Origin of the sequence: Pseudomonas kairouanensis, from assembly GCF_004682055.1 — a bacterium.
Classification (GTDB): domain Bacteria; phylum Pseudomonadota; class Gammaproteobacteria; order Pseudomonadales; family Pseudomonadaceae; genus Aquipseudomonas; species Aquipseudomonas kairouanensis.
This window is the reverse complement of record NZ_QUZU01000091.1, coordinates 1-5,670: the sequence shown is the minus strand read 5'-3', so window position 1 is coordinate 5,670 and position 5,670 is coordinate 1. Positions and strand designations below refer to the sequence as shown.

General features: G+C 60.3%; 4 protein-coding genes. 2 read left to right on the top strand and 2 right to left on the bottom strand.

The window, feature by feature from the left end; all coding sequences use genetic code 11:
• Positions 1-2,865, bottom strand: a 2,865-nt coding sequence (locus DYL59_RS31125; protein WP_135292616.1) for a DUF6531 domain-containing protein, incomplete at its 3' end; no start/stop codon positions are given.
• 276 nt (positions 2,866-3,141) lie between these two features.
• Here DYL59_RS31125 and DYL59_RS31120 point away from each other — a divergent pair.
• Entirely contained in the window at positions 3,142-4,227 is a 1,086-nt protein-coding gene (locus tag DYL59_RS31120; protein WP_135292615.1) for a DUF1615 domain-containing protein, read from the top strand.
• On the opposite strand, the gene DYL59_RS31115 is transcribed toward DYL59_RS31120, so the two are convergent.
• Positions 4,228-5,013, bottom strand: coding sequence for a DUF4349 domain-containing protein (locus DYL59_RS31115; RefSeq protein ID WP_135292614.1), 786 nt, complete (start codon positions 5,011-5,013; stop codon positions 4,228-4,230).
• A gap of 158 nt (positions 5,014-5,171) precedes the next feature.
• Between DYL59_RS31115 and DYL59_RS31110 the strand changes: the two genes are divergently transcribed.
• On the top strand, positions 5,172-5,588 hold the full coding sequence (locus tag DYL59_RS31110; protein WP_135292613.1) for a PaaI family thioesterase: 417 nt from the start codon (positions 5,172-5,174) through the stop codon (positions 5,586-5,588).
• The last annotated feature ends 82 nt before the right edge of the window (positions 5,589-5,670 follow it).

The following is a 5,670-nucleotide window of genomic DNA, read 5'->3' as shown; positions in this document are numbered from 1 at the left end:
GGTCTTTTCTTGCAGGTTGCCGTTAAGGTCGTAGACGTAGGCGGTGCGCCGGCCATCGAATCCGGTTTCCTGTTGGATCAGGCCGTTGGCGTGATATTGCAACTGGTAGGTTTCGCCGACCTCGTTTTCGATTTCGGTCAGCAGTAACCGGACATTGTCGTAGCGGTATTTAACCTGGGTGCCATCGGCATTGATGCGACGGCTGATCAGGTGCAAACCATCGGCATATTCGTAGCGGGTCACGCGCCCGAGTTCATCGCGCTCGGCGGTGATTTTTCCGTAGGGGTTGTAGCTGTATTCCCGCGTCGAGCCGCCCGGTAGGACTACACGCACCAATCGCCCAACGGCGTCCCACTGATACTGGGTCAGCGCGCCATGTTCATCCTCCCGCGCAATCTGCCGCCCAATATCGTCATAGCGATAGCGCTTGATTTCGCCATTGGGCAGTTGTTCTTCAGTGAGCTGCCCGCGCGCATTCCACACTAGCCGCTTAGAGCTGTTATCCGGGTACCAAACCCCAATCAGTTGCCCATATTTGTTGTAGGTGTAATCGGTGATATGCCCTTCAGGATCAACCTTTCGGGTAACGTCGCCCTGATCATTGCGCTCATATTTCCAGACCGCTTCACCACGCCTTACAACCCGTACGAACCCGTTGTCATGCTCGTAGGCTGTCGGCTCATCGTCCCCTGGAAACACCGCCACTAAACGCCCAGCGTCGTCGTACTGATAAGCCGTCACGGCCCCCAGCGGGTCTTGCTCAACCGTCAGCCGGCCGTTGTCGTCGTAGGATTTGAAGTGCTGGGCGCCATCCGGATCAACCCGCTGCACCAGCCTTGCACGCTGGTCATGCACGTACACTTCCTGGCTACCATCGGCGTTAAACACGGTGACGCGGCCGTTGTCATCCCAGGCATAACGCGTGTCCATCTGCGCGAAACTGGCCCAATGCCTGATGCATCGCGCCGCCTTGCCAGACCGTTCCCACGCCCAGGAGAAACTCGCCCCACCGGCCAAGCCGCGTTCAAGAATGACGTGCTGGTCGTCGTACCGATAAGTCTCGGTTTCTCCTACGGCATTGGTTGCCGAAACCAGCCTGCCGAGTTCGTCATAGGCGTAGGAAACCACGCAATGTTCGGTCACCCAGACGTAGGGCTCGTGGTCCTTGGCGCGGTGAATCTGGTACTCCACCGCCACAATGCGGCCCGATTCATACCGCAAGAACAGCGAGCGCCCGACACCGTTATCCACTCGTTCAATGCGGCCCAAAAAGTCGCGGGAGATACGCAGCCGATTGCCATACGCATCGCTGATTGCCGTCAGCGAACCGTTAACAAAATGGTAGAAACGTGACGCCTGAGCCAGCACCAATTCATCTGGTACCGAGCCCAAGTAGATCGCCACTTCGGCCAGGCTGTTGGTAATCGCCGGCCGCGAAGAAGACGGCAAGGGCAGGGCAGTCGAGCGATTCTCATGATCGGTCCACACCACCGAATCACCCACAACACAAAGCCGATGCGCCAGCGAGTGACTCCAACCAAACCCCAAGCCGCAATCCATTTCTACCGCGCTGGTGCGGTACAAACGAGTCCACTCAAACGGCAGAATCCCGTCTAGCGAACCGTCAACCAACGTCAACAATTCTTCCCCAGTAACCATCGATACCGGGCAGCCGTTGGTGGCGGTTTTATCCGAGCTTGAAGCGGCATCCCCGTTCGGGTTCTTACCCGAAGCCGGCACATCATCCACCGGCTCTTTTTGCTTCAACACGGCGTTCTGCCGCGCCTTCCAGCGCATCTGCATCGTGCCTTGCTTCAACTCGCCAACCACTGCGCGAATCGCTACCGCCTTGTAGCGATCCACCGCCTGCATAAACTTCGTCAGGATTTCCAGCAGGCCCTGAACAAAGCCCAGCGCAGCCTGAAGGATCTGCTGGCCATACCTGACCAACCGCACCGTCAAATACCCCACACCCGCCGCCGGCAACGCGATGGTCAGCACCAGCGCAATCACTAGGTCGATCAACAACGACACCACAAACCCTGCGGCCACTTCGGCGAGCGCACTGGGCGGCAACGCGTCAAGCCACACCATCGCCGTGCGCAGCAGCAGAAACAGCGCCGCTTCATCACTGGCCAGCAACATGGCCTGTTCCATGACCTTGGGCGCATCGGTAGCAATTTTCGCCAACGAAGCCGCTTGCTCGCCCAACTCTTCGACGTACTTCAACGGGTCTGCAAGAATCGCCTGCACCCGCTTGATGCTGTCCCACACCTCGCGAATCGCGGCCCAACTGCCTGCCAACAAGCCACTGCCAATCGCACTGGCGGTGGACTGTTGCCAATGGGGTTTAAAGCCTTGCCACTGCTCGCGAAGCCAGTGCTCCAAGTCCGCCGTCAGCCCGGCGTAGGAGGCAAACAGCGCCTCCACCTGCTCGCCAGAAACGCCGCCCTGCACCCGCACCTGATAACGCCCGCCCGCCGAGCAGTGGTGCGAGCCCTTGCCATGTTCATCGAGCATGATCACGGTGGAACTGCCGTCATCCAGCCCGATCACCTCGACCGGAATCCCACCAATCGGCACGTCATACACCGACTCGAATTGGCTCTCGATTTTCAGCTCACCGCCAAGAGGGCAGCGGGCCACGGTGGAAAATTGCGGATCAGTCATGCTCACCGAAAGCTGCGAATCCCCCGCCCGCAACACCCGATCCATCCCCAGCAACGACGGCAAATCCGCCGCATGGCTCACCGAATCCAAGGCACGCGCATACCAGGCGTTCATCTGCTGGCGATACACCGCCAGGCTCTGATGAAAGCCATCAAGTTCATGTTCGATAAGGGCAATGTGGGAAGCGTCGGTCATCCTTGACGGCTCCTCACCAGAGCAGCGTCGCAAAGGACACGATCAACCGAAGCACTAAAAAGCCAATCCATCCGCAATCCCTCGCCCTGTGTAGTCAGGCGAGGGACTTTGCAGCGGTTTTCAGGAGCGGGGAGTAGAGGTTATCCGGCGGCTGTGTAGGAACTTTCGGCAGCTTTTGCCTTGGCCCGGCCCAGCCGCACACCCTGGGGCGAACGCCGCTTAGACTTACAGGTCCATATCTGCAATGCCTGGCCCGTCGCCATCCAAGGAAGTCCCATGTCCCTATGCCGCCTGATCCTGTGCCTTACCCCCCTGCTGGTGCTGGCCGGTTGCTCCACCACACGCAGCCCGCAACAGCCGGAGCGCAGCGAGGCCGAGGTGAAGGCGCAAATCGTGCGCCTGCTGCCCGCCAAATTGCAGGATCGCAACGGCTGGGCCCAGGACATTTACACCGCCTTCGACACCCAGAAGATCTACCCCAGCACTGAAAACATCTGCGCTGTACTGGCGGTGACCGAGCAGGAGTCCACCTACCAGGTGGACCCGCCCGTGCCGAACATGGGCAAGATCGCCCAGGATGAAATCCTGCGCCGCGCGGGCAAAGTTCATGTGCCGGCGTTTGTCGTACGCAGCGCCCTGCAATTGCGTTCGCCGACGGGCAAGACCTACGCCGACCGGCTGAGTGCCGCGCGCACGGAGAAAGACCTGAGCGGCATTTTTGATGATTTCATCAGCGTGGTGCCCTTGGGCAAAACACTCTTTGACGGCTTCAACCCGGTGCACACCGCCGGCCCCATGCAGGTCAGCATCGACTTTGCACAGAAACAGGCACGGGGTTATCCCTACACCGTGGACGGCTCTATCCGACGTGAAGTCTTCACCCGCCGTGGCGGCATGTACTTCGGCATTGCCCACTTGCTCGGCTACCCGGTGAACTACGACCAGCCGCTGTACCGCTTTGCCGACTTCAATGCCGGGTGGTACGCCAGCCGCAATGCCGCGTTCCAGGCGGCGGTCAGCCGTGCCTCAGGTAAGGAGTTGGCATTGGATGGGGATTTGATTCGCTACGGTTCGTTGTTGCCGGGCACCACCGAGTTGGCGGTGCGTTCACTGGGGGCGAAGCTGGATATGCGCAACCCCAGCATCCGCAGCCAGTTGGAGCAGGGCGATCAGCTGGACTTTGAACAGACCACCCTCTACAAGCGCGTATACGCCCTGGCCGACCAGGCCGCCGGCAAGCCGATGCCTCGGGCGATCCTGCCGGGCATCGTGCTCAAGAGTCCGAAGATCACCCGCAACCTCACCACAGCGTGGTTTGCAAAGCGGGTGGACGAGCGTTATCAGCGGTGTCTGAAGCGCTGATCAGTTGCGGCGTTTGACGAATCGGCGCCACAACCATACCCACAACCACACCACCGGAAACGCCAGGATCACAAACGGCAGCACATAGCTGGAGCGTTCCAAGGCATCGGCGGTGCCGTTCACCAGGTTGTCGCCGAGGTTGCTGAACATGCGGCTGAACCGTGACGGTTGGTGGGTACCGTCAGAGGAGCGGAAGTTCAGGGTCACGCGGTTGGTGTCGAGACGGCGTTGCTGGTTGGCGGCGATTTGCGCCAGTTCCTGCAACTCGTTTTCGATGGCGGCTTGCTCCTTGCTCAAGGCGATCAGGTCGCTGACGGTGATGTCCTTGCGCTTGGCCAATTCGTCCAGGCGCTGTTGCTGGGCTTGCAGGCGGTCCTGGCGGCGGCGCACGTCAGCGACAGCGTCGGCCAGGTCTTCGGCGGTGGTGATGCGCTGGCCGAGTTTGCCACCGTCGGCTGCCATCGCAACCAAGGGCTCTACACCTGTTGGCGCGATGCGCAGGATGATCTCGCCACCGTTGCCGTCTTCGGTAATGCCCAGGATATTGCAGGCGCCAAAGCGTGCCGTTTCGCAGGCTTCGCGGGTGGCCTGCATGCGTGGCACCAGCAGCGCGCCCGGTAGTGCCAGCGTGAGTTCATGTTCATACGCCAGTTGCGCGCCAGCACGGCTTTGCTCGCCGTTGATCACCCGTGCGCGGGAGGGGTCTTTGGGTGAACAACCGGCAAGGGCCAGGGCTGCCAGCAAACATACGAGATAAGGTTTTGATTTGCCGTCCGGATGGCGCATTGCGGTTCCTTGGGAGGTGCGGGGAAATTTGGACGGCGATTAAAGCGGGTCTGGCGGATTAACGCAAAGCATCAGCGGGGATTTGTGTGGGTGATGGTGATGGCTGGCGCAGACGCGCTGGAGTACACCTCAGGCCTGACCCCAAGGAAGAACTCGCCATGATCGCTGTCCCCGAAGGTTTTGTTTCACTGCCCCGCAGCAGCCCGTTGCTTGATCTGCTTGGTCCGGCGTATTGCCGAGGTGAGGGGCTGCAACTGGAGATCGGCCTGCGTGCCGATAACCGTCATGCCAATGGGCGTGGCACGGTACATGGTGGGGTGTTGGCGACCCTGGCGGATATCGGCATGGGCTATGCGATGGCGTTTTCCAGTGAGCCGCCGCTGCCGTTGATTACGGCGAGCATGACCTTGGACTATCTGGGCGCTGTGCAGGTGGGGGAGTGGATCGTGGTGCGGTTGGAACATCACAAGCGTGGACGGCAGATGGCGTTTGCCACGGTGAGTTTGCAGGTGGGGGAGAAGGTGGTGGCGCGGGCGAGTGCGGTGTTTGCGGTGCCGCAATCTGACAGGCAATAAGGATTAAATGTGGGAGCGGGCTTGCTCGCGAAAGCGGTGGGTCAGTCAATGAATTTGGGGCTGACACACCGCTTTCGCGAGC

Bases quoted from the DNA above. Each gene is read 5' to 3' on its own strand.
- DYL59_RS31120 (WP_135292615.1), top strand. From the start codon at position 3,142: ATGTCCCTATGCCGCCTGATCCTGTGCCTTACCCCCCTGCTGGTGCTG.
- DYL59_RS31110 (WP_135292613.1), top strand. From the start codon at position 5,172: ATGATCGCTGTCCCCGAAGGTTTTGTTTCACTGCCCCGCAGCAGCCCG.
- DYL59_RS31115 (WP_135292614.1), bottom strand. From the start codon at position 5,013: ATGCGCCATCCGGACGGCAAATCAAAACCTTATCTCGTATGTTTGCTG.